At 49.2% G+C, this 24,834-nt stretch carries 24 protein-coding genes; 10 read left to right on the top strand and 14 right to left on the bottom strand.

What is annotated here, in order from left to right:
* Positions 1–31: 31 nt before the first annotated feature.
* Positions 32–2,320, top strand: coding sequence for a hypothetical protein (locus tag CVU71_05755; GenBank protein PKN19872.1), 2,289 nt, complete (start codon positions 32–34; stop codon positions 2,318–2,320).
* 33 nt (positions 2,321–2,353) lie between these two features.
* Here the strand turns inward: CVU71_05755 and CVU71_05750 are convergent, their stop codons facing one another.
* The 9 genes from CVU71_05750 to CVU71_05710 form a co-directional block, all read right to left on the bottom strand.
* A complete protein-coding gene (locus CVU71_05750; protein ID PKN19871.1) occupies positions 2,354–2,983 on the bottom strand; it encodes an SAM-dependent methyltransferase in 630 nt (209 codons plus the stop codon).
* A gap of 48 nt (positions 2,984–3,031) precedes the next feature.
* Positions 3,032–4,006, bottom strand: a complete 975-nt coding sequence (locus CVU71_05745) for a hypothetical protein (GenBank protein ID PKN19870.1) — start codon at positions 4,004–4,006, stop codon at positions 3,032–3,034.
* Between the two features lie 18 nt (positions 4,007–4,024).
* The gene (locus tag CVU71_05740) at positions 4,025–5,497 is read right to left on the bottom strand and encodes a glutamate--tRNA ligase (protein PKN19869.1); all 1,473 of its coding nucleotides are present in this window, start codon (positions 5,495–5,497) and stop codon (positions 4,025–4,027) included.
* The gene (locus CVU71_05735) at positions 5,469–6,659 is read right to left on the bottom strand and encodes a bifunctional 2-C-methyl-D-erythritol 4-phosphate cytidylyltransferase/2-C-methyl-D-erythritol 2,4-cyclodiphosphate synthase (GenBank protein PKN19868.1); all 1,191 of its coding nucleotides are present in this window, start codon (positions 6,657–6,659) and stop codon (positions 5,469–5,471) included. Before CVU71_05735 ends, CVU71_05740 begins: the two co-directional genes overlap by 29 nt.
* A gap of 99 nt (positions 6,660–6,758) precedes the next feature.
* Positions 6,759–7,775, bottom strand: coding sequence for a PIN domain nuclease (locus CVU71_05730; protein PKN19867.1), 1,017 nt, complete (start codon positions 7,773–7,775; stop codon positions 6,759–6,761).
* Positions 7,776–7,954: 179 nt separating this feature from the next.
* The gene (locus tag CVU71_05725) at positions 7,955–8,440 is read right to left on the bottom strand and encodes a CarD family transcriptional regulator (GenBank protein PKN19866.1); all 486 of its coding nucleotides are present in this window, start codon (positions 8,438–8,440) and stop codon (positions 7,955–7,957) included.
* A 125-nt stretch (positions 8,441–8,565) separates the two neighbouring features.
* Positions 8,566–9,516: a hypothetical protein gene (locus CVU71_05720; protein ID PKN19865.1), complete on the bottom strand. Its 951-nt coding sequence runs from the start codon at positions 9,514–9,516 to the stop codon at positions 8,566–8,568.
* Positions 9,504–10,157 (bottom strand): protein-L-isoaspartate O-methyltransferase, encoded by a 654-nt coding sequence (locus CVU71_05715; protein ID PKN19864.1) that lies wholly within the window; start codon positions 10,155–10,157, stop codon positions 9,504–9,506. Before CVU71_05715 ends, CVU71_05720 begins: the two co-directional genes overlap by 13 nt.
* Positions 10,157–10,642: a hypothetical protein gene (locus tag CVU71_05710; GenBank protein ID PKN19863.1), complete on the bottom strand. Its 486-nt coding sequence runs from the start codon at positions 10,640–10,642 to the stop codon at positions 10,157–10,159. The genes CVU71_05715 and CVU71_05710 overlap by 1 nt, the downstream gene beginning before the upstream one ends.
* An 82-nt stretch (positions 10,643–10,724) precedes the next feature.
* Between CVU71_05710 and CVU71_05705 the strand changes: the two genes are divergently transcribed.
* The 4 genes from CVU71_05705 to CVU71_05690 are packed head-to-tail and all read left to right on the top strand — an operon-like array spanning position 10,725 to position 15,413.
* Positions 10,725–12,308 carry a phosphoglycerate mutase (2,3-diphosphoglycerate-independent) gene (locus CVU71_05705; GenBank protein ID PKN19862.1) on the top strand — a complete coding sequence of 528 codons (1,584 nt, stop codon included), beginning with the start codon at positions 10,725–10,727 and terminating at the stop codon, positions 12,306–12,308.
* 5 nt (positions 12,309–12,313) lie between these two features.
* Positions 12,314–12,850 (top strand): O-acetyl-ADP-ribose deacetylase, encoded by a 537-nt coding sequence (locus CVU71_05700; GenBank protein PKN19861.1) that lies wholly within the window; start codon positions 12,314–12,316, stop codon positions 12,848–12,850.
* A 3-nt stretch (positions 12,851–12,853) separates the two neighbouring features.
* A complete protein-coding gene (locus CVU71_05695; protein ID PKN19860.1) occupies positions 12,854–14,881 on the top strand; it encodes a hybrid sensor histidine kinase/response regulator in 2,028 nt (675 codons plus the stop codon).
* A 31-nt stretch (positions 14,882–14,912) separates the two neighbouring features.
* Complete coding sequence (locus CVU71_05690; GenBank protein PKN19859.1) at positions 14,913–15,413, top strand: hypothetical protein; 501 nt, start codon at positions 14,913–14,915, stop codon at positions 15,411–15,413.
* Here the strand turns inward: CVU71_05690 and CVU71_05685 are convergent.
* From CVU71_05685 to CVU71_05665, 5 genes are all read right to left on the bottom strand, one after another.
* Positions 15,373–16,128 carry an SAM-dependent methyltransferase gene (locus tag CVU71_05685; GenBank protein ID PKN19858.1) on the bottom strand — a complete coding sequence of 252 codons (756 nt, stop codon included), beginning with the start codon at positions 16,126–16,128 and terminating at the stop codon, positions 15,373–15,375. The two genes, CVU71_05690 and CVU71_05685, sit on opposite strands and share 41 nt — an antisense overlap.
* A gap of 79 nt (positions 16,129–16,207) precedes the next feature.
* Complete coding sequence (locus CVU71_05680) at positions 16,208–17,392, bottom strand: transglycosylase (protein ID PKN19857.1); 1,185 nt, start codon at positions 17,390–17,392, stop codon at positions 16,208–16,210.
* Positions 17,389–17,847, bottom strand: coding sequence for a GNAT family N-acetyltransferase (locus tag CVU71_05675; GenBank protein ID PKN19856.1), 459 nt, complete (start codon positions 17,845–17,847; stop codon positions 17,389–17,391). Before CVU71_05675 ends, CVU71_05680 begins: the two co-directional genes overlap by 4 nt.
* The gene (recN, locus tag CVU71_05670) at positions 17,822–19,558 is read right to left on the bottom strand and encodes a DNA repair protein RecN (GenBank protein ID PKN19855.1); all 1,737 of its coding nucleotides are present in this window, start codon (positions 19,556–19,558) and stop codon (positions 17,822–17,824) included. The genes CVU71_05675 and recN overlap by 26 nt, the downstream gene beginning before the upstream one ends.
* Complete coding sequence (locus CVU71_05665; GenBank protein ID PKN19854.1) at positions 19,548–20,441, bottom strand: NAD(+) kinase; 894 nt, start codon at positions 20,439–20,441, stop codon at positions 19,548–19,550. The genes recN and CVU71_05665 overlap by 11 nt, the downstream gene beginning before the upstream one ends.
* A 170-nt stretch (positions 20,442–20,611) precedes the next feature.
* On the opposite strand from CVU71_05665, the gene CVU71_05660 reads away from it, so the two are divergent.
* The 5 genes from CVU71_05660 to CVU71_05640 all read left to right on the top strand — a co-directional run bounded on the left by CVU71_05660 (position 20,612) and on the right by CVU71_05640 (position 24,777).
* Positions 20,612–21,694, top strand: coding sequence for a hypothetical protein (locus tag CVU71_05660; GenBank protein PKN19853.1), 1,083 nt, complete (start codon positions 20,612–20,614; stop codon positions 21,692–21,694).
* A 166-nt stretch (positions 21,695–21,860) separates the two neighbouring features.
* A complete protein-coding gene (locus tag CVU71_05655) occupies positions 21,861–23,561 on the top strand; it encodes a hypothetical protein (GenBank protein ID PKN19852.1) in 1,701 nt (566 codons plus the stop codon).
* Positions 23,562–23,835: 274 nt separating this feature from the next.
* The gene (locus tag CVU71_05650; GenBank protein PKN19851.1) at positions 23,836–24,117 is read left to right on the top strand and encodes a hypothetical protein; all 282 of its coding nucleotides are present in this window, start codon (positions 23,836–23,838) and stop codon (positions 24,115–24,117) included.
* An 87-nt stretch (positions 24,118–24,204) separates the two neighbouring features.
* Entirely contained in the window at positions 24,205–24,489 is a 285-nt protein-coding gene (locus CVU71_05645) for a hypothetical protein (protein ID PKN19850.1), read from the top strand.
* 24 nt (positions 24,490–24,513) lie between these two features.
* Complete coding sequence (locus tag CVU71_05640; GenBank protein ID PKN19849.1) at positions 24,514–24,777, top strand: hypothetical protein; 264 nt, start codon at positions 24,514–24,516, stop codon at positions 24,775–24,777.
* The last annotated feature ends 57 nt before the right edge of the window (positions 24,778–24,834 follow it).

The raw sequence follows: 24,834 nt of genomic DNA, 5'->3' as shown, positions 1-24,834 counted from the left end.
ATGCCAACACGATTTGAACAGGGAAAATCATATGAAACGCAAAAATCTCCTCGTATTATCAGCCATTTTAATTTTATCCTTATTCCTTCCCGGATTCGGTATTTTCGACGACATTACACTTGCCCGGCACGCCCAGAAAAAAGAACACCATGAAATCATTAAGATGCTCCAGCCATCCCTTGATCAGGGTGATCAGCTTTCCTCTTGGCGTCTTTTTTTTCTGGCCGGCGCTTATTATGAAATACGAGACTACCATAAGGCGATTACCACCATCGAACTGATGCAAAAACGGGTTGATCAGGGCGATAGATCAGCCTATGGGGCGGACATCTCTGTTTATCCCCATGTTTTTCGCGGATATATTTATCTGGACCAGGGTGAACCGCAAAAGGCGGTCAGCGAAGGTGAAAAAGCATTCAAACTGCTGCATTCGGAAGGCCGCGACCGGCAAAATTTCTACCGGTCGGAACTCATCAGCATTTGTGATTTTTGGGGCGTTGCCCTGGAACTCACGGGAAGGAAGGAAGAGGCCCGAAAGCTAATTGATATTCTCCATAACGTGAATTCCAGCGGCCAGGTTTTTGCCCCGGAAAAATACATCGCATTGGCCCGGATCTACATGGCCAAAAAAGATTATGCCAATGCCCTGGCCTCCGTTAGAAACCCTGAAGCAAAAGTTGCCGGAATGCTCACTGCTTTTTATGACCAGACCTTTCAGGAAATCCCCAAACTCTATATCCTGTCCAAAAGCCTTTTTGAAACCGGAAACCTTCCGGAAGCCAGAGAAGGATATGATCAGCTTTTAGGACACCCGCAGATTGAGCAAATCGGCGGGATTTACTGGGTGGTACTTCTGGATCGCGCCAAAATTGCTTTAGCCACAGGCCAGCAAAAGACAGCCGAAGACCTGCTGAAAAAAGCCATTGAGGTAATCGAAAAGCAACGTTCTTCGATCAATTCGGAAGCGGGCCGCATCGGTTTTGTCGGCGACAAACAGGATGCCTACGCGCAATTAGTCGATCTGCTGCTGGCCACCGGCCGCTACCCGGAAGCATTTGCCTATGTGGAACGCGCCAAAGCCCGCGCCCTGGTTGATTTGCTCGCTTCGCAAAAGAATATCCCGGTTCGCGGTGAAAACATTCAGCAGGTCAAAACAAATCTGAATCAACTGGCTCAGGCGGAAAATGAACTGGCCGTCGTATCATCCGGTGAAAGCAGGGATATTCAAAACAAAACCCGATCCGTAATTGTGACACTCAAAAAAGAATTGCTGGAAAAAGCGCCGGAAACAGCCGCTCTCGTTACCGTTCAGGTGCCGACCGCAGCCGAAATTCAAAGCAAGCTCAAACCGGACGAAACCTTACTTGAATATTATACGACAGGCAAAAGCTGGTATGTTTTTATCCTGACGCCGGCAACCATCACGGCGCAGAAATTGACGGCAAATAATCTTGTGAAAGATATAGATGATTTGCGGCGGACCATTACATTCCATGCATCCGGCGCTTATAAACCTTATGCCGAGGCTCTTTATCGGCAGCTTTTTGCGCCCATCATTCCCCTAGTCAAAACAAAAAAGTTAATTGTGGTTGGACACGGTCCCCTGCATTACCTGCCCATCAGCGCCCTTGCTGACGGAAAAGATTTTCTGATTGACCATTACAGCATCCGGACATTACCCAGCGCCAGTGTGCTGAGCTTCCTCCAATCACGCACCGGAAAGTTTGCGGCCCGCAAAGCTTTAATTTTAGGCAACCCAAAGTTGAGTGATCCGAAATACGATTTGGCGTTTGCGCAGGATGAAGCTCTGGCCATCGAAAAAATTTTACCGGGTGCCAAAGTCCTTTTACGTTCGGAGGCAACGGCTTCTTATTTAATGCATTACGGCGACCAATATCCCCTGATCCATCTGGCCGCGCACGGCACATTTAATCTGGATGAACCGCTCGCTTCCGCCCTGCTCCTCGCTCCGGACAAAAACCATAACGGACTGCTGAGGGCTGCCGATCTTTACAATCTTTCCCTCCATGCTGATCTGGTCACCCTGAGCGCCTGTGAAACGGCCCTGGGTAAAGTGGCCACGGGGGATGATGTCGTCGGTTTCACCCGCGGATTTCTCTACGCCGGGGCCAATTCGCTCGTTTCCAGTTTGTGGCAGGTTGACGATCGGGCCACCCGCGATCTGATGGTGAGTTTTTATTCCAACCTCAAAGAAATGAAAAAAGACGAGGCGCTGAGGCAGGCTCAGATCCATGTTAAAAAGCGGTATCCCCACCCTTATTTCTGGGCGGCGTTCGTGCTGACCGGCAGCGGAGAATAACGGCATCGCCATACTTCTCCAGGCGCCTGATGGTTATTGACGCCCGGTAATCAAAAAAATGGTGAACAATCGCATGGCGCCGTCTTCAACCGGCTTTTCAACCTGCGCCGCCTGCGTCACCCGAATATCATGAAATCCCGCCTGCGCAAACAGGCGTCTCATTTCTTCGCGGTCAAAGCCAAAATGAAAGACACCGTCATTGTCCGGATGAAACCGGCCGCCTTCCGCATCCAGATCAGCAATGCACAGCATGCCTGAAGGGCGGAGAATCTGGTGAAATTGACGCAGCAGGGAATCAACATTCTTAATATGATGCAGCGTCATACTGCTGACAACGAGATGATAAGAACCGGTAAGAACATCACCCTGATCCAGATCAAGATATTGGGCGCTGACATTTGTCAAACCCCGGTCCGAAATCTTCCGGTGAAAAACATCGAGCATTCCCCGTGAGCTGTCAACGCCGGTAATGGCATGAACGAGGGGCTGTAAGGCCAGTGCAAGCAATCCGGTTCCGCAGCCGAAATCCAGCACATCCATGGTTGAATCGGGATGGACTGCTCTGATGATCGTCTGCGCAATATCCGCCGCAACCTTCACGCGCCCGGGATTCTGATCCCACAACGCAGCGTCCTGATCGAAATTGTGTTTCTCATTTTTCATTCCGGCTTCTCCTGCGCAGCATGAGCAGAGCTGCCATAAGCACTATGTTCAGCTTTTATTACTTTTCAACAGCCTTGTATAAGGCGGAGTGCCGGTAACCGGCAGATTAATGAACTTCAGAAATGCGGGTTGGAATTTGCGAAAATACTCGCCCCCCTGCCTGGGATCGGATGTAGGCAGTTCCAGCGTGAGCGTGAAGATATTGCGTTCATGTCCCGAATAATTTCCCAGGGAACCCGGAAAGTAGCCGAATTTTTTCAGCGGATGATTGGCTTCTCTGGATATTTTTTCCATCCATTGTTCAAAAGAATTCAGGTCGGATGACGGGCCGTCATAATCAAAAAAATTCAGCGGCGAATGGGCGCTTAAAATTTTCTGCGGTTTGAATCTTTTAATAAGCGCGATCTGGAACAGCGTTTCCTGCTCGGAGCCTGCTTTCGGACCGGGGTAGTAGCGCTTGTTTTTTTTGCCCTTGATCTGCCATTGGCGATGCGCTTCGGGATGCCAGCGCCTGGTGGGGAAATTTCTGTTAAGGTCCACGCCGCCGGCGTTAACACGAGTCGGCAATGACGACAAATATCCGTCAGGATTCACCAGCGGCGCGATCACGATGCATTTATCTTTAACCACATCGGGATGATCCTTAATGTAATGCGCCAGCTTGAACATCAGATAAACCGTCGGCAATTCATCGCCGTGGACACCGCCTAAAAACAAAATGCAATTGCCCGACGGTTTGCCAAAGTGCGCGAAAATCAGGGGATGATGGTTCCGGGTTGTCCTGTGATATTCCCACGGAATGCCGCCGCACTTGATGTCCTTCCAACCATAGCGCGTGTTCTGTTGATCCAGAGTCTCCAGAAATCGCTGCAATTCTTTTGATGGTTGATCAGCGGCCCAAGCCGGATGGGGTATTACTAAGCCGAATAAAAAGCAAAAAGCCAGACAGAAGCAGAAGGCTGCCGCCTTGTGCCGGGATATCTTCCTACCCGAAAACAATTTGTCGACGACAAGCAGGCTAATAGGCGTTTTATCCCTTCATCATTGTTGAATTAATGAATCTATCCGCTGCAGACGTTTCTGAGCGTCATCTTTACCCAGAATCGCGAATACTTTATCCAGTTCGGGGCCTTTGGTTTTACCGGTCAGCGCCGCCCGCACGGGCATAAATAAATCCCGGCCTTTGACACCGGATTTTTCTTTGGCGTGTTTGATCGCCGCGATGTAAATATCCTGCGGCAAACCGGCAGCCTGTTCCAGATATTCTCTAAAATACCCGATCACTTTCCGGGCGTTTTCGGATGCAAGCATCTGCTTTGCATCAGACGATATTTCATACCGATCATCAAAAAACAAATCAATGTGGCCGCCAATGTCGGCAAGCGTCGTCAATTCATCTTTAACGGTCTCGATCACACTTTTCAGCCACCGGGGATCCAGCGCATCCGTCTGATAACCTGCCTCATGCAAAAACGGCTCAAGCCTCTTTATTAAATCATCGATGGTCAAGCTCCGGATATAAATAGCATTGAGCCAGCGGAGCTTTTCTTCATCAAAGACTGCACCGCTTTTGGACGCACGTTCCAGAGAAAAAGCCGCAACCATTTCGGACTGCGAGAGAACTTCCCGTCCGTCGCCAAAAGAGCTTCCCAGAAGCCCTAAATAATTGATAAGAGCTTCGGGCAGAAATCCCTGCCTGCGGAATTCGCCCACGGATACGGAACCGTGACGCTTGCTGAGCTTGGCGTGGTCTTTGCCCAGAATCAGACAATGATGAACGAAGACCGGCGGTTCAAACCCGAACGCCCGATACAGCATAATCTGCAGAGCCGTGTTGGACAGATGATCTTCGCCCCGGATGACATGCGTAATCGCCATCAGATGATCGTCGATCACCACCGCAAAGTTATAGGCGGGCATGCCGTTGGAACGAACAATGATAAAATCCCCGATGGATTCGCTCTCAAACTTGATCGGCCCCCGGATCAGATCATCAAATTCAATGGTGGTCTGCGGTACTTTAAATCGATAAGACGGTTTTCGGCCGGAAGCCATAAGCGCTTCGCGCTCGCCACAAGTCAGGTTGCGGCATTTGCCCATGTAGCGGGGCATGCGCTTGCTCAAAATAAGCGCCTGACGTTCCTCTTCGAGTTCTTCTTCCGTGCAGTAACAGGGATACACCAGCTCCGCGTCAATCAGCTTTTTCAGATGATCGGCATAGAGATGCAGCCGCTCGCTCTGCTTGTAAGGACCGTACGCGCCGTCTTTTTCCGGCCCCTCATCCCAGGTAAGCCCCAGCCATTTTAAATCATCAAGCAGGTTAACCTGATAGGAAAGAGCGCTTCGGGATTCATCCGTATCTTCGATGCGCAAGACAAGGCTGCCTTCGAAATGACGGGCAAACATCCAGTTAAATAACGCCGTCCGCGCATTGCCGACATGCAGCTCTCCGGTAGGCGACGGCGCGAATCGTACTCTCGGTTTTTCAAGCATTGACGATCCTTTCCATACCATTGGCTATGGCCAGCACGGCAATGCCTTCTTCGCGGCCTACAAAACCCATACTCTCGTTGGTTTTAGCTTTAATGTTGACAACTGCTTCCGGAATATTCAAAGTCCCCGCGATACTGGCTGCTATCGCTTCCGCATAAGGCGCCAGTCTGGGCTTCTCCGTCATGACCGTGACGTCAATGTTATTGATGCTCATCCCTTTCGCCTCAATGATTTGTTTGACCCGCTCTAAAAGAATCAGGCTGGAGATATTTTTGTAAGCAGGATCACTGTCCGGAAAATGTCTGCCGATGTCTCCCGCCCCGGCCATGCCTAAAAGGGCGTCGCAAACGGCATGTAAAAGCGCATCAGCGTCGGAATGGCCCGCAAGCCCCCGGTCAAAGGGAATTTCAACGCCGCCCAGAATCAGTTTCCGATCCGGCGCAAACCGATGGCTGTCGTAGCCCAAGCCGCTCCGCATAATAATCTGTTCCTTCATTTTTTCCATCATCAAGGCTTCCGCCACCAGCAAATCTTCCGGCGTCGTTATTTTAATATTTCCATAAGAACCGGCAATCATCCGGACCTTTGCGCCGGTCCGCTCGACCAGGGACGCGTCATCCGTTCCATAAAATTTATCCCGGGCGGCCGCTTCAAAAGCCCTGCATAAAAGGCCATATTGAAAAGCCTGGGGGGTCTGCGTCTGCCACAAGTTGCGGCGGGGAAGCGTTCCCGTCACCATATTTTCATCGGTTGTTTCCTTGATGGTGTCTTTGGCTTTAACGCCCATCGAAGCAGCGCCGCCGTCAAACGCCGCGGCGGCAACCTGAGCAATCATTGCTTCAGTAACGAAAGGACGCACACCATCATGGACCATCACAACATCGCACTGCACGGCAATCGCCCGAAGACCATTGCGAACCGAATCCTGCCGTTCGTTGCCCCCGGCAACAACAGCCGCTACTTTTGTCAAATCATATTTTTCGACAATCTGCTTCCGGACATACGCTATATCATCCTGCGGCACAACCAGAACGATTTCTGAAATAACATCCGATTTCTGAAACACACGGATCGTATGAACCAGAACAGGCAGCGAATCCAGAAGAAGATATTGTTTGGCGATACCGCCGCCCAATCTTCTGCCTGAACCGCCCGCGGGAATAATGGCTGCTGTTTTCATAATTCATCTTCACAAAAAAACGGGTCCGGAAAATTATTTTCCCGGGCCCGTTCGCCAAAGATATTTCTTTCCGGCAAAAAAAGATAACATGAATCCATGATATTAACTGTTACTTTTCTTTTCGGCGGCTTCTTTCAACTCCGTGAAAATCATCCGGCCGGCTGTCGTTTGCAGCACGCTTGTTACGACAACGTCAACATTCATGTTAATCATTTTCTGCGCGCTATCCACGATAATCATGGTTCCGTCATCCAGGTAACCGACACCCTGCCCCTGCTCCTTACCTTCCCGGATGATTTTGACCAGCATCTGCTCTCCGGGCAATACGACCGGCTTCATCGCATTGGCCAGTTCGTTGACATTCAGTACCCGCACGCCCTGCAATTCTGCAACTTTGTTCAGGTTATAATCGTTGGTCATGAGCTTGGCGTTTAATTTCTGGGCCAAAGCCACCAGTTTGCCGTCCACGCCTTTTATTTTCGGAAAATCCTGTTCGATGATTTCAATGTTGATAGTGGAACTTTTCTGCATGCGGTTGAGGACGTCCAAACCCCGCCTGCCCCGGGAACGCTTCATCGAATCAGAAGAATCCGCAATGAATTGAAGTTCATTGAGTACAAAACGCGGAACAATCAATTCTCCATCCATGAAACCCGTATCGCAAATGTCCGCGATTCTGCCATCAATAATCACACTGGTATCCAGCAGGCGATGATCCGCGGCATTTTTGCCCTCGGCAGCGCGAAAATTGATTTCCTCAACCTTTTTGGATCCCAGAACAAGCCCCAGATAGCCCAGAATACCCGTCAGCAGCAGATATATCCAGGGAACAACCTGCTGATTTTGAGTAATTTTGATTACCATGTTCAGGCCAAAGCCGAGAATCAGCGCAATCAGCAATCCGACAACCATGCCGACAACACCGCCCGCGATGACTCTCAGGGAAAGCTTGCGGATGTCCTGTTCAACTTTGATGACCAGCAGCGCAACGACTAAACCTATTATAAAGCCGATAATTGCCTGAAAAACAGCATATGAACTCGTCGTTGCCATCATGTGATAGGCGATAAAATAGCCGCTAACCGAACAGGCTAAAACTAATAATGCTCTTACGATCAACTACCTCACCCCCTTTCCATAAAAATAAAGTTGATATTAAATATATAATATTAATAAATAATCATGATGATAAATCACAGATTAAACAGGGAGGTCATACTTTTCCCCCGATCAAGGAGAGCTGATCCGTCCTTTTCAGTTTTCAAAGAGCGCGAAATCAATGAATAAATTATAAATCGCTATTGAACCGTAAAAATCATCTGCAGATCACGCTCAACGTTGGCTTCCTGCGCGTTCGTGGCGACAGATATTTCTTTAACCAGCAGATTTTTTGCAGTATCCATCATTTTCCGCTCTCCGAAGGAGAGGTTCTTATCGCTTTTCAAGATAAATAAATCTCTCAAAACACTGGCAATTTCAAAAACAGATCCGGTTTTAATCTTCTCCAGATACTCCCGATAGCGCTTATTCCAGGTTTGCTTGTCGATGGTCACATCTTTATTGCGCAGAATTTCATAAACCTTGGGAATTTCCTTTTCCAGAATAACCTCGCGAAGCCCTACAGCCTTGGCTGAATTGGTCGGAATCATGATCTTCATTCCGTTCCCCATAATTTTCATCACATAAAAAGGCTGCTTCTTCCCCATTACCTCTCTATTTTCAATAGCTTCAATGACACCGACCCCTTGAGCCGGATATACGGCCAAATCCCCTACTTTAAACATTTGCTATACCCCTGCCTTTCTATAATAACGTAGCAGATTACCACTTTTCCTCTATATAGTCAATGATTAATACAATTTACTGAAATACTTCATGAATGCTATATATACGCCAACAAAATGGGTATCTAGGGCAGGTAGGAGAGCGGGTCCCGGGGTTTGCTTTTATAACGGATTTCAAAATTGATATAAGCGTCGCCTGCTTCGTCAATTTCCCCGACCAGGGCAATGACTTGGCCTTTTTTAACATTTTGATCCTGTTTTACGTATCTTTTTTTGAGATGTGTATAGACCGTCGCAAAATCATTGTCATGGCGAATAATGATGGTTTCGCCAAAAGACTTCAAGCTTGATTTCAGGCTTGTTGAATAAATAACGGTTCCGCCCGCGGCGGCTTTGACCTGAGTTCCCGCAGGACACACAATTTTAATCCAGCTATTGTTGTGGTATGTTTTGTTCGGTTGAATTCCAAAACGGGTTTTTACCGTTCCTTTAACCGGCCAGATAAATTTCCCCTTACCCGGTTTAATTTCATCTTTTTTTGAAATTACTGGTTGTTTTTCTTCAACTTTCAGCCCTTTCTTCTGACCCAGAGGCTGATGCGGCAACACTCCGGCCGAAACCGGCTTCTCCGGCGATGATTTTTTCGGCAATTTCGTCATTTCAGCCGGTTCGGAAGGCTTAGCCTGATCAAGCGGCTTCCGATCATTTAATCCGTCATCCCGTTTGGCGTCCAGGACGGCCTTTCCAGGAGAAACCATGACATCTTCAATCACCTGATCGGCATCAGGAATGAAGATGACAAACCCTTCTTTGATAATTGAAATATCAGTAATATTATTGGCTTCTGCTAAATCCTGCAAACTGATTGAATAGGCGCGGGCAATACGGTAGGCCGTCTCACCTTTTTTGACGATATGATAAACACCTTTTGCCGGACTTTTTTGCACGTCCGGGCCAGCGCAGGAAACCAGCAGAAACAAAGCAAAGATCATCGGAAGAACGCATGCCGGAAAATGTGAACGATGAATACCGGAGTCGCTGCGCCTGGCACCGGCACGCCGGATCATTCCTTCCATCCGCTCTCCCCGATCAGGCTGACAAACCGGCAGCCACCCAGATCTTCTTTTTTCAGTTCCGCCGGATTTTCTATTGAGCGGGTGAATTTATAAAGAGTTTGGACGTCGCGGCTGCCGACCGGAACAACCAGCCTGCCTCCGGGACTGAGTTGTTCGACCAGATACTGTGGAACCTGCGGGGCGGCGGCCGTTGTAATAATTGCGTCGAAAGGCGCTTCTTCTCTCCAGCCGTAAGAGCCGTCACCCACACGAATGGCAACATTATAGCAGTCGAGCCGGTCCAGTATCTTTCGCGCACGGGTGGCAAGTGCGGCCACACGTTCGATAGAAAAAACCCGGTCCGCCAGCTTTGCTAAAATTGCTGTCTGGTAACCTGATCCGGTACCAATTTCCAGAACACGCTCCCGCCCTTTTAACTCCAGAGCCTGTGTCATTAAGGCAACAATATAGGGTTGCGAGATGGTTTGTTTTTCTCCAATAGGCAGCGGGTTGTCGCTGTAGGCCTGATCGATTAAACCTTCATCCACAAAAAGATGACGTGGAACGGTTTCCATCACTTTCAAAACACGGGCATCGCTTATTTGCCGCGCGCGAATCTGAGTCTCCACCATCCGTGTGCGCTGTTTTTTGTATCTATCCATTAAATAGCCTGCATTTTTTTCTTCTTCGGAGGAATCCGGTATAATCGTTGAACTGTTTCATGTCTTCTGAGTCCCAGTGCTTCACGAGTCACAATCAGGTAATAATATTGAATTTCGGCTTTCTGACGCACCGCATTGAATTGATCGATAATTGAATTAATTTCTTCAAAAATTGACCGTTGATCATTGGCGTCCGGCAGATGGGAATCTGCATTTTGAACCAGTTGCAGTTGTTCGATCTTCTGCTCAATCTGCCGCTCAACCTTCGTTAACATTTCCAGTGCATCTTCTACGGCAAAACCGGCCCGGCTCAAAACAGCAGCTCTTTCCCGCAATAGTTCTTCACATAAACTTTCGTGTTGATTCTCTTTTCCCGGTACGATGGTTTGCATGCCGCATTCCTTACGGATAATACTTTCGGGGCATCTATCATTTAAGCGTTTAATTTTCAAGTTAAAAAGGCTTTTCCCTCCGCAGGGCGGCAATCTTTTTCCTTTACAGGTTGGAATTATTTCGCTAGATATTCACCCCAAAATAACACTTCTAAATGGATAAACTGGTATCTTCATGCACTCTGAAAACAAGTTTCCTATGTCGCTTGCAGTCCGTAACGCCTATACCCGGGGCGAAGAAGACGAAACCCTCCTTCCATTGGTCCTGGTCAACCGGCAAAACGACCCTCTGGGAAGAATCCATTCGGGTGATTCAGTCATTTTTTACAATATCCGCGGTGAACGCGAAATTGAATTGACCCGCAGCTTTACGGAAAAAACTTTCCGTGAATTCCCGGTTGATCAAAACCTCCCGGTTAACTTTGCGACCATGATCGAGTATCAGAAAGGATTAAACGTCGCAGTTGCTTTTCCGCCCCAGGGCGTTCTTTCCGATACGCTGAGCGACGTTATTGCAGAACATGGATTAACCCAGACTAAAATAACGGAAGCGGAAAAAGCCGTCCACGTCAGCTTTTTCTTCAACGGCAAGAAATCCGACCCGCTGCCGGGAGAAGAAAGAATCGTCATCCCGACGCGCAAGGATGTCAAACTGTTTGATGAAGCGCCGGAGATGTCCATTGAAGAAATAACACGTGCGGCTGTTGGAAAAATTAAAGATCCTCGCTGCAATTTTACGGTCGTGAATTTCCCGAATGTGGATGTTGTCGGCCACATTGAAAATGAATCGGCGGTGCTCCGGGCCATCCAGGCAGTGGACCGGCATGCAGGCCTCCTGATTGATGAAGCGCGGAAACAGAATGTGGCGGTCATCGTCACGGCCGACCACGGCACGGTGGAAAAATGGCTGTATCCGGACGGAGGCGTGGATACCGGACACACGGACAGCCCCGTACCGTTTATTCTGCTGCACCCGGATAAAACGCTGACCCTGAAGCCGGAAGGAGAGCTGACGGATATCGCTCCGACCATTCTGGATATTCTGGGTTTGCCCACGCCCGCTTCAATGACCGGTGCTTCACTGCTCAGACAGGACAAAAAATCATTCGTACCGGTCCCGCGTTTGTTGCTGATTATTCTCGACGGCTGGGGCTTTTGTGAAAACACAAAAGGCAACTTAATCGCCTGCGCCGCAACACCGGTAATGGACGCCTTACGGAAGAACCATACTTCGGCGCTGCTGGCCGCATCGGGCGTTGCCGTTGGATTACCTCCGAAAACGGTGGGTAATTCCGAAGCCGGGCATCTGCATATGGGCGCGGGCCGCCGGATTTATTCCGACCGCCTCAATATTGATCAGTCCATCGCCTGCGGCGATTTTCATCAAAACCAGGCCTTCATGAACGTAATGAACCTGGCGAAAAAAAACGGCACGGCCCTCCATCTGATGGGTATTGTCTCTTTTTTCAGTTCACATGGCTCCATTGAACATCTCTTTGCCTTAATGGAGATGGCCAGGAAGCAGGGCGTCCCGCGACTGTATATTCACGGCATGCTGGGGCGGCGCGGCGAACAGGCCCAAAGCGGCGCCAACTATATTCATCAGGTGGAAGAAAAATGTCTGTCGCTTGAGCTGGGTCAGGTGGTATCCGTCATCGGCCGCTACTGGTCCATGGATCGAGAAGACAACTGGGACCGGATTGAAAAAACTTACCGGATGCTGGTTTACGGGGAAGGAAACAAAATCTCCATAGAGTGAAATAAATGAAGGCAACATTTCATCAAACGCTCATCGAACTGGTCACAGGAGACATCACGGAGGAGCATACGGATGCCGTCGTCAATGCCGCGAACAGCCGTCTCGCGGGAGGCGCCGGCGTCGATGGCGCCATTCACCGCGCCGGCGGGCCGGCCATCATGGAGGAATGCCGCAAAATAGGAGGCTGTCCGACAGGCCATGCCGTCATCACAACAGGCGGCAACCTCAAGGCGCGATACGTCATTCACACGGTCGGGCCGATTTATCGGGGCGGCGGCCATGGCGAAGCAGAGCTGCTGGCGTCGGCATACACAAGCAGTCTGAAGCTGGCCGTAAAGTATGGCTTGCAAAGCGTTTCTTTTCCGGCTATAAGCTGCGGCATTTATGGTTATCCAACGCAGGAAGCCGCTCATCTGGCGCTCGCTTCCTGCATGGAATTTGCCCGGAAGCACACGGAGATTCAACTCATCCGCCACGTTTTATTTGATCAACGAATCTATGACATTTTTACTCAGGAATTTGGTAAATTAATTCAGCTTTAAAAGATGCGGTGCGCCATGGAAGCAAAACCAACCTACGCAGAACTTGAACAAAAAAACGCTGAGCTATCCAGAAGACTGCACGAGCAGTTTGAGATCGAAAATCAATACCGCAATCTTGTCGATTCCACCAGCGACTCGCTTTATCTTGTTGACGCCGACTGCCGCTATCTTTTCATGAACAACAACCACATGCAGCGTTTAAATATATCGAAAACAAGAATCACGGGGCTTTCTTACAAAGATTTTCATTCGCCTGAGCAATACGCCAAATTTGAAGCTGAGGTTAAAATGGTCTATGAAACGGGCGTCTCGACTCATGACGAACATCAAAGTTCCCGGGACGGCGGATATTTTCTGCGTACCTTCAGTCCCGTGAGAGATTCAGCCAACCCGGAGAAAATCATCGCCGTATCGGTTGTGTCCAAGGATATTACCAAAAGAAGAGAAGTGGAAGAAGCGCTTCAGAAATCCGAGGAAAAATACCGCCAGCTCATTGAACATTCCAGCGAAGCCATTTTCATTATCATCGATGGAACCATCAACTTTGCCAACAATCGCATCGAAAAAATGCTCGGTTATCCCGCGGCCGATCTCCAGTTTATTCCTTTTCTCGACCTGGTGATTTCTGAAGACCGGGACATGGTATCCGAGCGTCAAAAAGCCATTCTCCAGGGCAATGACTCGGCAGCCAGTCATATTTTCCGCGTGGTGAACAAGGAAGGATCAACCCTTTGGGTCGAAACCAACAGCGTGATGATCCTGTGGGATAATTTCCCCGCGACTTTAAACTTCATGCGCGATATTACCAAACAGAAAAGAACCGAAACAAAACTGCTGCAGGCGCAAAAAATGGAATCCATCGGCACGCTGGCCGGCGGGATTGCCCATGATTTTAATAATCTGCTGATGGGTATTCAGGGACACGCTTCTCTGACCCTGCTGAAACTTGATAAAGACGCTCCTCACTATGAGCATATCAAGACGATCGAAACCCTGGTCATGAGCGGCGCCAACCTGACCAAACAACTGCTCGGCTTCGCCCGCGGCGGCAAATATGAAGTCAAAAGAGTGGATTTGAACGCTCTGATTGACAAAACATCCCAAACCATCGGCCGCACCAAAAAAGAAATAAGAATTCATCGTTACTTCAAAGACAAACTCTGGCCTACGGATGTCGACCAGGGGCAGATCGAACAGGTTCTCCTGAACCTTTTTGTCAACGCCTGGCAGGCGATGCCTGGCGGCGGGGATCTTTATATCGAAACGACGAATATTACGCTGGACGAGAATCGTTTCACGCATCACAACGGCAAAGCCGGCCGCTATGTCAAAATTTCCGTCACCGACACAGGCGTCGGCATGGATGAGAAAACCAGGGAAAGAATTTTTGAACCGTTCTTTACAACCAAGGAGATGGGTCGCGGCACCGGCCTCGGTCTGGCATCCGTTTACGGCATCATTAAAAATCATAACGGCTTCATTAATGTCTATTCGGAAAAAGGTCAGGGGTCGACGTTTAACATTTACCTTCCCGTCTCCGATAAAAAAGATGAAAAAGGAAAATATCCGGAAGCCGAAATCGCAATCCAGATGTCGCCCTGCACGGAGACCATCCTGCTGGTTGACGATGAAGCCATCATTCTGGAAGTAGCCGGCGATATGCTCAAATCATTAGGTTATACCGTCATCACCGCTCAGGACGGTCCGAAGGTGGTCGATTTATACAAAGAGCAACAGGACCAGATTGATCTGGTGATTCTGGATATGGTGATGCCGGATATGAACGGCGGAGAAATTTTCGACGAAATCAAAAAAATCAATCCGCAGGCCAAAGTCTTATTGTCCAGCGGTTACAGTCTGAACGGCAAGGCCAGCAAAATCATCGCACGCGGCTGTGACGGTTTCATTCAGAAGCCTTTCACCATTGGCGATATTTCCAGGCAATTACGAATGATTCTCAGCCAGCAGCCCCAGCAGCAGACCCTGAAAAAATCCACGCAAATCCCTCTGCCGATTTTTGATTTACCTTGATCCGCCACTCAAATTGTGTCACATCAAGACCATGAGAAGAAGATATTCAAAGAGGCAATTACAATCCATCGGCGACATATTGCTGCCCGCCTTGAAAAAAAGAGGCCTGGCCGCCAGACCGGAAGAAAGCGCTCTGTTTAAACTCTGGCCGAAAGCGGTTGGAGAGCGGATTGCCGCGCAAACAAAGCCGGACGGCTGGCGCGAAGGAACCCTGTTTGTAAAAGCCGCTTCTTCCGTCTGGGTGCAACAGCTTCACTTCATGAAAGAAGACATCCGGCAAAAGATAAATGAGCTTTCCGGAAAACAGACCGTGCAGGAAATCATGTTTACCACCGGATACAGCCCGGCATCCAAAAACACCGGATCCGGCGCCGTGGAAACAGGAAAGATTGTTCTCCGGGACGGGGATAAAAAAATGATCGCCGAATGCACGGAAACGCTGGCTGACCGGGAATTGGCCGAAATCGTAAAAAGGGTGATGAAAAAGGAAATCAGCCGCCGCAGGCTTCAGGAGGCAAAGCCAGTTCGCTGAAAATATTTTTCATGGCCTGCGTGTATTTTTTAGCTTCTTCATAAATAAAAAGTGGCGGCTCTATTTTCAGTTCTTCGCGTGAACCGCTCCGCCCCTCCACCAGAACAAACTTCGCATCCGATGCGGCATCCGAAAATACCAGCTTCATTCTTTTGGGTTCAATATCCTGCTTGCGAAACAAACTGATCAACTCCGTAAGCCTGGTTGCCGGATAAATCGTAAACACCCGCCCTTTTGGTTTGAGCGCGTATCGGGCCGCCGCAAGAAAGTGGCCGAGTGAACCGCTGATTTCATGACGGGCGATGGCTTTCTCCGGCAAGGGATTAATCCGTCCGGAATTGATTTTGCGGTAGGGAGGGTTAAAAACGATATGATCAAAGACATGGGGCTGGTAGATTTTTTTAATGTCCCGTGCATCCCCTTTGTCAATCACCACGCGACGGTCCAGACCGTTTTGTTCAACATTTTTCTGCGCAAGCCAGGCGAGGCCATCCTGAACCTCCAGACCATGCCAGCGCGACTGCCCGTAACGCCTGGCCAGCACCAGCGCAATGATGCCATTGCCACAGCCCAGATCCAGATTGACGGTACGGGATTTCAGAGACACAAAGTGCGCCAGAATGAGCGAGTCCAGATTAAACCGGTAGCCGCGTTTGCTCTGGCGGATCTTTAAGCTGCCATCCAGAATTTCATCAACCGTTTCTTCATCCGTCATGGCATCACTCCCGTCGCAGCAGGCATCTTTTCCCGGAGGCTGTTTGAAAAACCGGCGCTGCTTCAATGGTGCAAATAAACTATTTGATCAGCAGAAAATACAGTTCGCCTTTTTCTTTCAGACTTCCCGCAGTGGCCTGCGCCTGGGGGCCGAAGCCGCAGAAAAGATCGACGCGCCCCGGGCCTTTGATCGCCGACCCTTTATCCTGATTTAAAACAAAGCGTGAAAAATCGACACGCGAGGCAACGTTATAATCCTCATCCAGCACCGGTTTGCGCAATCGGATAAACGCCAGCGCGCCTTGGGGAAAATAAGCCGGATCGGTGGCAATCGACCGGTCAGGCGTCACCGGCTGCCCCAGCGAACCGACCGGCTCGCGGTCCACAAACCGGAAGAAAATATAGCGCTCATTGTGGCTGAGAATATCAAAGATTTCCTTTTCACTTTTGCTTTTCAGCCAGGTTTTGAAACCCTGATAGGTGGTATCGGTTTTATCGATTTTGTTCTGGTTCAGCATGTTTTGCGTTACGGAACTGAACGGACGGCCGTTATTCTGGGCGTAGCTGACCGTTAACATTTTTCCGTCTTCCAGCTTTATTTTTCCCGAACCCTGGATGTGCAGAGAATTCAATTCGACCGCATCGGACACCCAGATGAGTTCAAGCCCCTTATCCTTCAGCACACCGTCAACGTCGATTTCACGGCGCGTATAATAGGGAACGGTCCGGCCGTTTTCCTTCCGGCTGATCCTGGTATCGTTTTTGGATATTCTTTCCATGACGATGTCCGGCGGCGGCCGGTAGAGCGGGTATTTATACTTGTCCGTCCGGGTCAGCGATCCTTCCAGGAGGGGTTCATAATAACCGGTGAACAAAACAGCGCCGTCGCCGTTCACACCCGCCGCGCGCAGCACGAGAAAATCATCGGCAATCCGTTTCTTTTTCTGTTCCGGGCTTGCATTGGATTGAAGAATTTCGCGGAAAGTGATCAGTGTTTTTTTCATCTGCTTCGTGTCAACCAGCCGGTCCGTCACCTTGAACAACTGATTTCGGCCGGCGCCGTCGTAATAGCTCAAGCTGCGGTCAATGGCCAGAAGGAGCGGCGCCGTATCCAGATCATCATCAAAGTTCAATTGTTTCGCGGACACTTCCGCAAGCGCGCGCTCCGGCGTCGTTACCGGCAAAACCACGGCTTTTCGCGCGCAGCCGGCTAAAGCAAGCATGACGATCAGCGTCAGGAGAAAAATTTTCAATCCATTTTTCATAGTTCGATAATCATCGCGACTTCATCGCAGTAATCGGGGTATTTGGAACAGCGGAAACAATCCGACCAGATTTTTTCCGGCAGCGTGGAACGGTCCACTTCCTTGAAATTGAGCCTGGCGAAGAATTCTTTCTTATAGGTGAGTGAAAATATTCGAAACAGCTCCAGCGTAATGGCTTCGGAAATGCAAAATTCAACCAGTTTTCTGCCGATCCCTTTTTTCCGGTAGGCGTCATCCACGTAAAGAGAGCGGATTTCCGCCAGATTCTCCCAGATGATATTCATCGCGCAGATTCCGACGATATTCTGTTCATCCTCATCGTAATAAACAATAAAGTCCCGCACGGAATTATAGATATCCATCAAAGACCTGGGCAGCATTTCACCTTTCCCCGCCGATTGATTAATTAAACGGTGAATGGTCTTGACGTCACCGATGCGCGCTTTTCTCAGCATGATTGCTCCTTTCTGCATCAGCCGCAACACGCGCCGCTCCGGCGGCGGCAAGCATCGCGCGGGCGTGTTCTCTCGCGGTGTCCGTCACATCCACGCCGCCCAGCATCCGGCTGATCTCTTCTATTTTCTGTTCGTCATCGATCTTCTCCACCACCGTGGAGGTACGGCCGCAGGCCACCTGTTTGCTGACCCGCAAATGCGGTCCTCCGAAGCTGGCGATCTGCGGCAGATGCGTGATGCAAATAACCTGATGATGGGCCGATACTTCCTTTAATTTGCGTCCGACGATTTCCGCCGTGGCGCCGCCGATGCCCGAATCCACTTCATCAAACACAACCGTGTCCACCGATCCGGTCCGTGACAGAACATTTTTAAGCGCCAGCACGATGCGTGACAGCTCGCCGCCGGACGCGATTTTGTTCAGGGGTTTCGGCGTTTCTCCGGCGTTTGCGGCCAGATAAAATTCCAGATCATCGCCGCCTTTCGGGCCGTAAGTATTCTCCGCTTCCGAACAGCGTTTCAGAAACTCCACAAAAAAGCAGGCATGCGGCATATTCAAGCCCTGTATTTCCGCATCGACCGCTTTTTTCAGCAAACCGGCCGCCCGCAATCTCAGTTTGGAAAGCGCCAGCGCTTTTTCCCGCAAACCGGCCGCAACGGCGTCTTTTTCTTTCGTGAGATTTTCCAGCTCCTGGGCCACCCCGGAAACACGTTTAAGCTCTTCCTCCATATCCCGTTTGCGGTTGAGCAAAGTGTCCATTGTCCCGCCGTGTTTGCGTTTGAGCCGGTTGATGGCATCCAGCCGCTCGTCAATCAGGGCCAGCCGTTCGGGATCAAAAATCAGTTTCTTCGTGTAATCGCGCAACGTCAGCGCCGCTTCCTGCAAAACAACGTAGCTGCCTTCCACATCGGACGGCTGAAGATTCAATCCCGGATCAATCTTCCGGATCTCTTTGATCTGCGTCAGGACTTCCTTGAGCTGATCATTGATGCAGCCGTTATCGGCGTAAAGCAGCGCGTAAGCCCGGTTGCCCCAGTCCGCAAGCTTCTGCACGCTGGCCAGCACTTTCTTTTCATCGGAAAGCGCCGCGTCCTCACCCGCGAGGGGATTGAGGTCGTTTATTTCTTTGAGCTGAAACTGGATCAGATCGATTTTTTCCGCACGATGACGGCGCAGATTATCCAGCTTTTCCATCCGGTCGCAGAGCTCGCGATACCGCAGATAAACGGCTTCAAACGCCCCGCGGGCAGAAAGGCAGCCGCCGAATTCATCGAGAATGTCGATATGATTTTCGGCTGAGAGGATCATCTGATGTTCATGCTGCCCGCAGATGTTGATCAGCGATTCACTGATCGCGGCCAGATTCGCAAGCGTCGCCATCTGCCCGTTGATTTGCGCCCTGTTTTTACCGGTTCGCGAAATCACCCGCCGGATGACAAGTTCCTCACCCGCTCCAAACCCCATCCCGGCCAGTTTTTCCTGAAGCGCCGGATTGTTTCTGATGTTAAACAGCGCTTCCACGGTGGCGGTGTCCGTCTGTGTGCGAATCATCTCCGCCGTGGCCCGGTCCCCCAAAAGCAGGCTGACAGCGCCGATCAAAATAGATTTTCCGGCGCCGGTTTCTCCCGAAATAATATTCAAACCTTCATCAAAAGAGACATGAAGTTCGTCAATGATGGCAAAGTTGGTAATGCTCAGTTCATGAAGCATTTTTTCTTTTTCCAGTGCCTGTTGGCAGACTGCCCCAACCCAGTTTGGAACGCAATATTTCTCCGTAACTCCGGTGCGGCGAAAGAACCAGTCTTGTATAATATTTTGATTTTCGTATGGTCATGATATCGCCGGAGCTGATCCGGTAGGACTCCTGTCCGTCCAGCGTCACGGTCGCGCCGCTTTCTTTCGACCACATGGTAATCTGCAAATCGGAAGTTTCGGGGAAGATAATCGGCCGGTTCGTCAGCGTATGGGGACAGATCGGGTTAATAATGATCAATTCCTTGCCGGGAAAAACAATCGGACCGCCGGCGGAAAGCGAATAAGCCGTCGAACCGGTGGGTGTGGAGATAATCAGGCCGTCGGACTTATACGTCGCAAGATACTGGTTATTGATGGACGTTTCCAGTTCCACAATGCGGGAGAGATTACCGCGGTTGATCACCACGTCATTTAAGACAATGCCCGAACCGATGATTTTATTGCCCCTGCGGATTTTTACATCCAACATCATCCTTTTTTCGGTCAGAAAATCGCCTTTAAGAATCAATTCCAGCGCCGCGTATGTTTCGTTCAGGTTGACTTCCGTCAGATAACCGAACGTCCCCATGTTGATGCCGACGATGGGCACATTTTGCTGAGCGACGTAGCGGGCCGTGCGCAGCATGGTGCCGTCTCCGCCAAGCACGGCGATCAAATCCACCCGGGACGCCAGATCTTCGATTTTGAAGCCGCCGCTTTTGCCGATGGCGGCGGCGATGTTCGCTTCGAGCGATACTTTAATTTTTCTGTCTTCCAGCCATTTTTTCAAGGCGCCTGCAAAACCGGCGATATTTTCTTTTTCAATGTTGGCAATAATGCCGACCTTCTTAATTTTCATGATGATTAGCTCCAAAAAGATGGCATTTCGTAACATAAAAAAAAGATGCTGTCTATGATAAATATTTTTCGGGTATCGATGAAAACTCTATGATTTATAAAGGCATTTTAAGAACATAAATCCTTGACAGGACCGCTTCCGATAAGATACGGTGCGCGCGAAGTGAGGTGATGAAGATGGGTTTGATCAAGGGCAATTTCTCTTTTATACAGTTTGCAGTGGACGGCCAACTGCCGCAGGCGTTTACAACTTTTATCAGCAACCGGATCAAGGCGAACTCGTTTCGGGAGGCGCGGAGTTCCACGGAAGAAAAACGGATGGGCTGGGTGTCGGCCACGGATATCCTGGACGCCGACTTTGAGCAGGCAAATTACGCGCTGGGCGATTATCTGATTTTCTCTCTGCGCATCGATCGCAAATTGATTTCCCCGAAATTGATGAAAGTCCGTTTAATGGAAGAGCAGAGGCGGTTTCTGACCGAGCACGGCCAGACCCGCATCGGCAAATCCATGAATGAAGGCATCAAAGAAAAGGTCAAACTGGAGCTTTTGACGAAAAGCGATCCCGTGCCCTCCTTCTACGACGTCCTCTGGGCAGTGGGACAGAATAAAGTATATTTTTCATGTCTGTCCGACAAGGTCGCGGATGATTTTGTTGATTTGTTCAAAAAAACTTTCTCACTGGGCCTGAAGCGGATTCTCCCCCAGGAACATCCGCTGGCACAGGCCGGCAAAACGAAAGGTGACGTCGCCGCGGAGGACATTTCCTTAATCGGACGCGAGTTTCTTACCTGGCTGTGGTTCAAATCCGAGGAGAGAAACGGCACCATCGCCCTGTCCAAAACGGAAGAGGTGGAATTGCATTTTCTCAAACGGATCGCGCTGGAAGCCGGAGAAGGAGAATATTCGCAGGGCGTTGTTTGTTCGGGCCTGCATGCCGAGCTTAAAGAAGGCAAGGAAGCCGTTCGTCAGGGCAAAAAGGTCAAAGAGACCGGCATGAAGCTCCACCGTGACCAGAATGAATGGGAATTTAATTTCAAAGCCGATACTTTTTATTTCCAGTCTCTGAAAATGCCCGTTGTGGACTGGCGGGAAACCCCGGAAGATCCTTCCGCAAGCCTTCTGGAGCGTATTTATCTGATCGAAAATGCGGTCAAGACCATCGATAAAATTTATGAATCATTTCTGGCGGTGCGTTTTTCCACCGACTGGACGGAAAAGGAAAAACCGGCGCTTACCAGATGGTTGAAATAGCAAAAGACGGTAATCCCTGTTGACGGAAAAGAGCCTTCTACCGATTTTAACCGGCATCCGCACTTTTCAATATCAATCCGTTGATTAAAATAAATTTGACTAATCCCGGGAAGTAAAATAATATTTTTCAATAAAAAAGTTCACCAACTCTCGAGGGATTCATATCTTGTCAGACACAACAAAGAGCGCAATTTTATTTCTTTTGATCGTTCCCATTATTCTGTATGTGTCGACACTGCATATTATGCCGCTTCTTGATCCCGATGAATCCCGCTACATTGAAATACCGGCTTACATGGTTGACACCGGGGATTATGTGACCCCCCATATCAATCATGTCGTTTATCTGGAAAAACCGCCGCTCGCCTACTGGGTAACGGCAGGCGCCGTCAAAATATTCGGTAAAAATGAATTTTCCGCCCGTTTCTTTCCCGGCATTTGCGCCTGGGGACTGATCCTTCTTGCCTTTGCCATGGGCTCATTTTTATACGACAGAAAAACAGGCCTCTACTCGGCGGGAATGCTGAGTACTTTCCTTTATATCTTTGTCCTGGGACGCATGAATATCCTGGATATTCCCCTGGCCTTCTTCGTCTGCCTGGCCACGTGGGCGGGTTACCGCTACATGGCCGGAAACAGAACGGTGAAAGGATGGATCTATCTTCTGTATGCGGCAAGCGCCCTGGCCTTCCTCACGAAAGGGCTGATCGGAATAATCTTTCCGTTCGCCATCCTCGTCTTATGGCTGCTCATTTCAAAAAGGTGGCGGGATATTTTCAAACTCTTTTCTCCCGTGGGGCTGCTTATCCTGATCGCCATCGTCTCCCCGTGGATCATTCTTGTCCAGAAGGCAAACAAGGATTTCCTCTGGTTTTTTTTCGTATACGAGCACTTTCTCCGCTATACGACAAAAGTTCACGGACGCTATCAGTCCGTCCTGTTCTATCTGCCTGTCGTTCTGCTGGGTGTTCTTCCCTGGTTTGCTTATCTGATCCAGGCGATCCGCGCCAGACGGGCGGGCTTGTATAACGTTGTCTTTAAAAAAACGAACCTGTACTTTCTCGTCACCTGGATTGTCTTTATCTTCGCCTTCTTTTCCGTTTCATCCTCCAAGCTGGTTCCTTACATTGCGCCGCTCTTCCTGCCCGTCGCCGTCCTTCTCGGCCATCTGCTCAGAGGATACGATGAACTGCCTTGGACGCCGTTCACGAAAACAACGGACAGGTTTTTTCACTACCTGCCCATTGCCCTGCAGTCTCTCCTGTTTATCGCAGTGCTGATTGGGCCTCTCTTCCTGCCGGAGAACGCTCAACTGGGCGGCGATCTGGTGATTATTCATCCCCGCAACTGGATGTGGCTGGTTCTTCCGTCGATGATCACGCTGCTGCTCATGATTTTTCTGCCCGGAATGATCAAGCGACGGTTCAATTCCGGCTGGTTTGTGACGGCGTATCTGCTTTCCGCGGTCTTTCTGCTTTCTCTGATCTATCCGATCTCCGCTTTCCTGACGCCGTATAAGACTTCCTATCCGCTGTCCCAGGCCATCAAAGCCCATCTTCCTGCCGGCGAGGAACTTTATCAGTACAAGATTTTCCTTTATGGCGTGGAAACCTACACGAACCTCAGAACGCCTGTGGTGGACAGCTTCGGTGAGATGAGTTTCGGCATGGAAAAACTTTCAGCAGGCGAGAAATCACGGTATTTTCTGGTGCAGCAGGAATTCTTTCATCTCGTAAGAAAAAAAGAGGGCTCTGTCTACTGCATTACGGCCAAGAAGGAAAATTTTGATGAATTAAAAAAAGCGTTTCCCCGTCTGCAGGTCATCTGGTCCAATGATGTCCAGCATTTCATCCGTTTAGTCAACTAAGAATGCAGTTTAATTGATTTTCATTATCGCTCTTTCAACCTTTTTTGACCGTTTAAATCCTTCGCCGGACATCAGGATATTATGATCAGCACACATGCTTTGATGACTGGCACATCCGTTGCTTTTAAACAGTCAACCTGATAGAATCAGAAGTAAATGAATTCAGATTTCGCTTTTTTTCAGGAAAGAACAGGCTAGGGCGTCACGGCGGGCAAATGTTCGAAACGATGATATCGTTTGCATCCAAACAACTGATGATTTTGGAGGACATGCCATGGATCACAAAAAAACCGCAAAACAATTGATGGATTTGAACACAACAGTCTTCCATAGTACGTCCAACACGACGGCACTGCGCAAGGAGACTCCTGAAAGCTTCTTTTTCAGTTTCATCGATAAAAATCCCCTGTTTCAGGACAATTCGAAAGAGGCAATCCATGAATATCTTCTTGCCTCGCACAAAAGGAGGTTCGCTTTTCAAACGCATGTCGATGAGGGAAATGAAAAAGTTCCGGATTACTTAATGCGCAGCCATTTTCATTACGGAAATAAATGACTTTACAAATGGAATTAAATCGTTAAACTACCGAATAGATTACAAACTGTAAAAAATAACCATAAAACATAAGGGAGGTGACCTGTGATGGAGCAAAAACAAATAGCCAGACAAATGATGGAATTCAACAAAACGGCTTTTGACAACAGTTTCAGCGCAATGTCCGCGCTTCAGGATCAAACTGAAAAACTGGTATTTAGCTTTCTGGATAAAGCGCCCTGGTTCCCGCAGGAAGGGAAGAAGGCCGTTAATGACTGGGTCACAAGCTATAAAAAAGGCCGTCAGGATTTCAAAGCCGCCGCCGATGAAAGTTATCAGAAAGTTGCCGAATACTTCGCTCAGGCGGAAAAACAGCAAAAAACAAAAAAATAAAAGAATTTTATAAAGGAGGCGGCAATGGACCCGAAACAAATCGCCAAGCAAATGATTGTTTTCAACAAAACAGCCTTTGACAATAATTTCCGCGGAATGCAGGCATTACAGGAACAAACTGAAAGACTGGTCAGCAAGTTCTGGGAAAAATCGCCGATGTTTCCGGAAGAAGGAAAAAAGGCAATATCCGATTGGATGGCGGCCTATAAAAAAGGCTGTGAAGATTTTAAGAACGTCGTAGATGACAATTTTCAAAAAGTGGAAGATTTCTTTAAAGAAACAAAATAGCTTTTTTATCCGGCCTGCCATGGCAGGCCGTTTCTTTTTTAAATCAATTTCAGAGCG

This window comes from Deltaproteobacteria bacterium HGW-Deltaproteobacteria-6 (assembly GCA_002840435.1).
Taxonomy (GTDB): Bacteria; Desulfobacterota; Syntrophia; order Syntrophales; family Smithellaceae; genus UBA8904.
The sequence above is the reverse complement of the archived record's forward strand: the minus strand, read 5'-3'. Positions and strand labels throughout refer to the sequence as shown.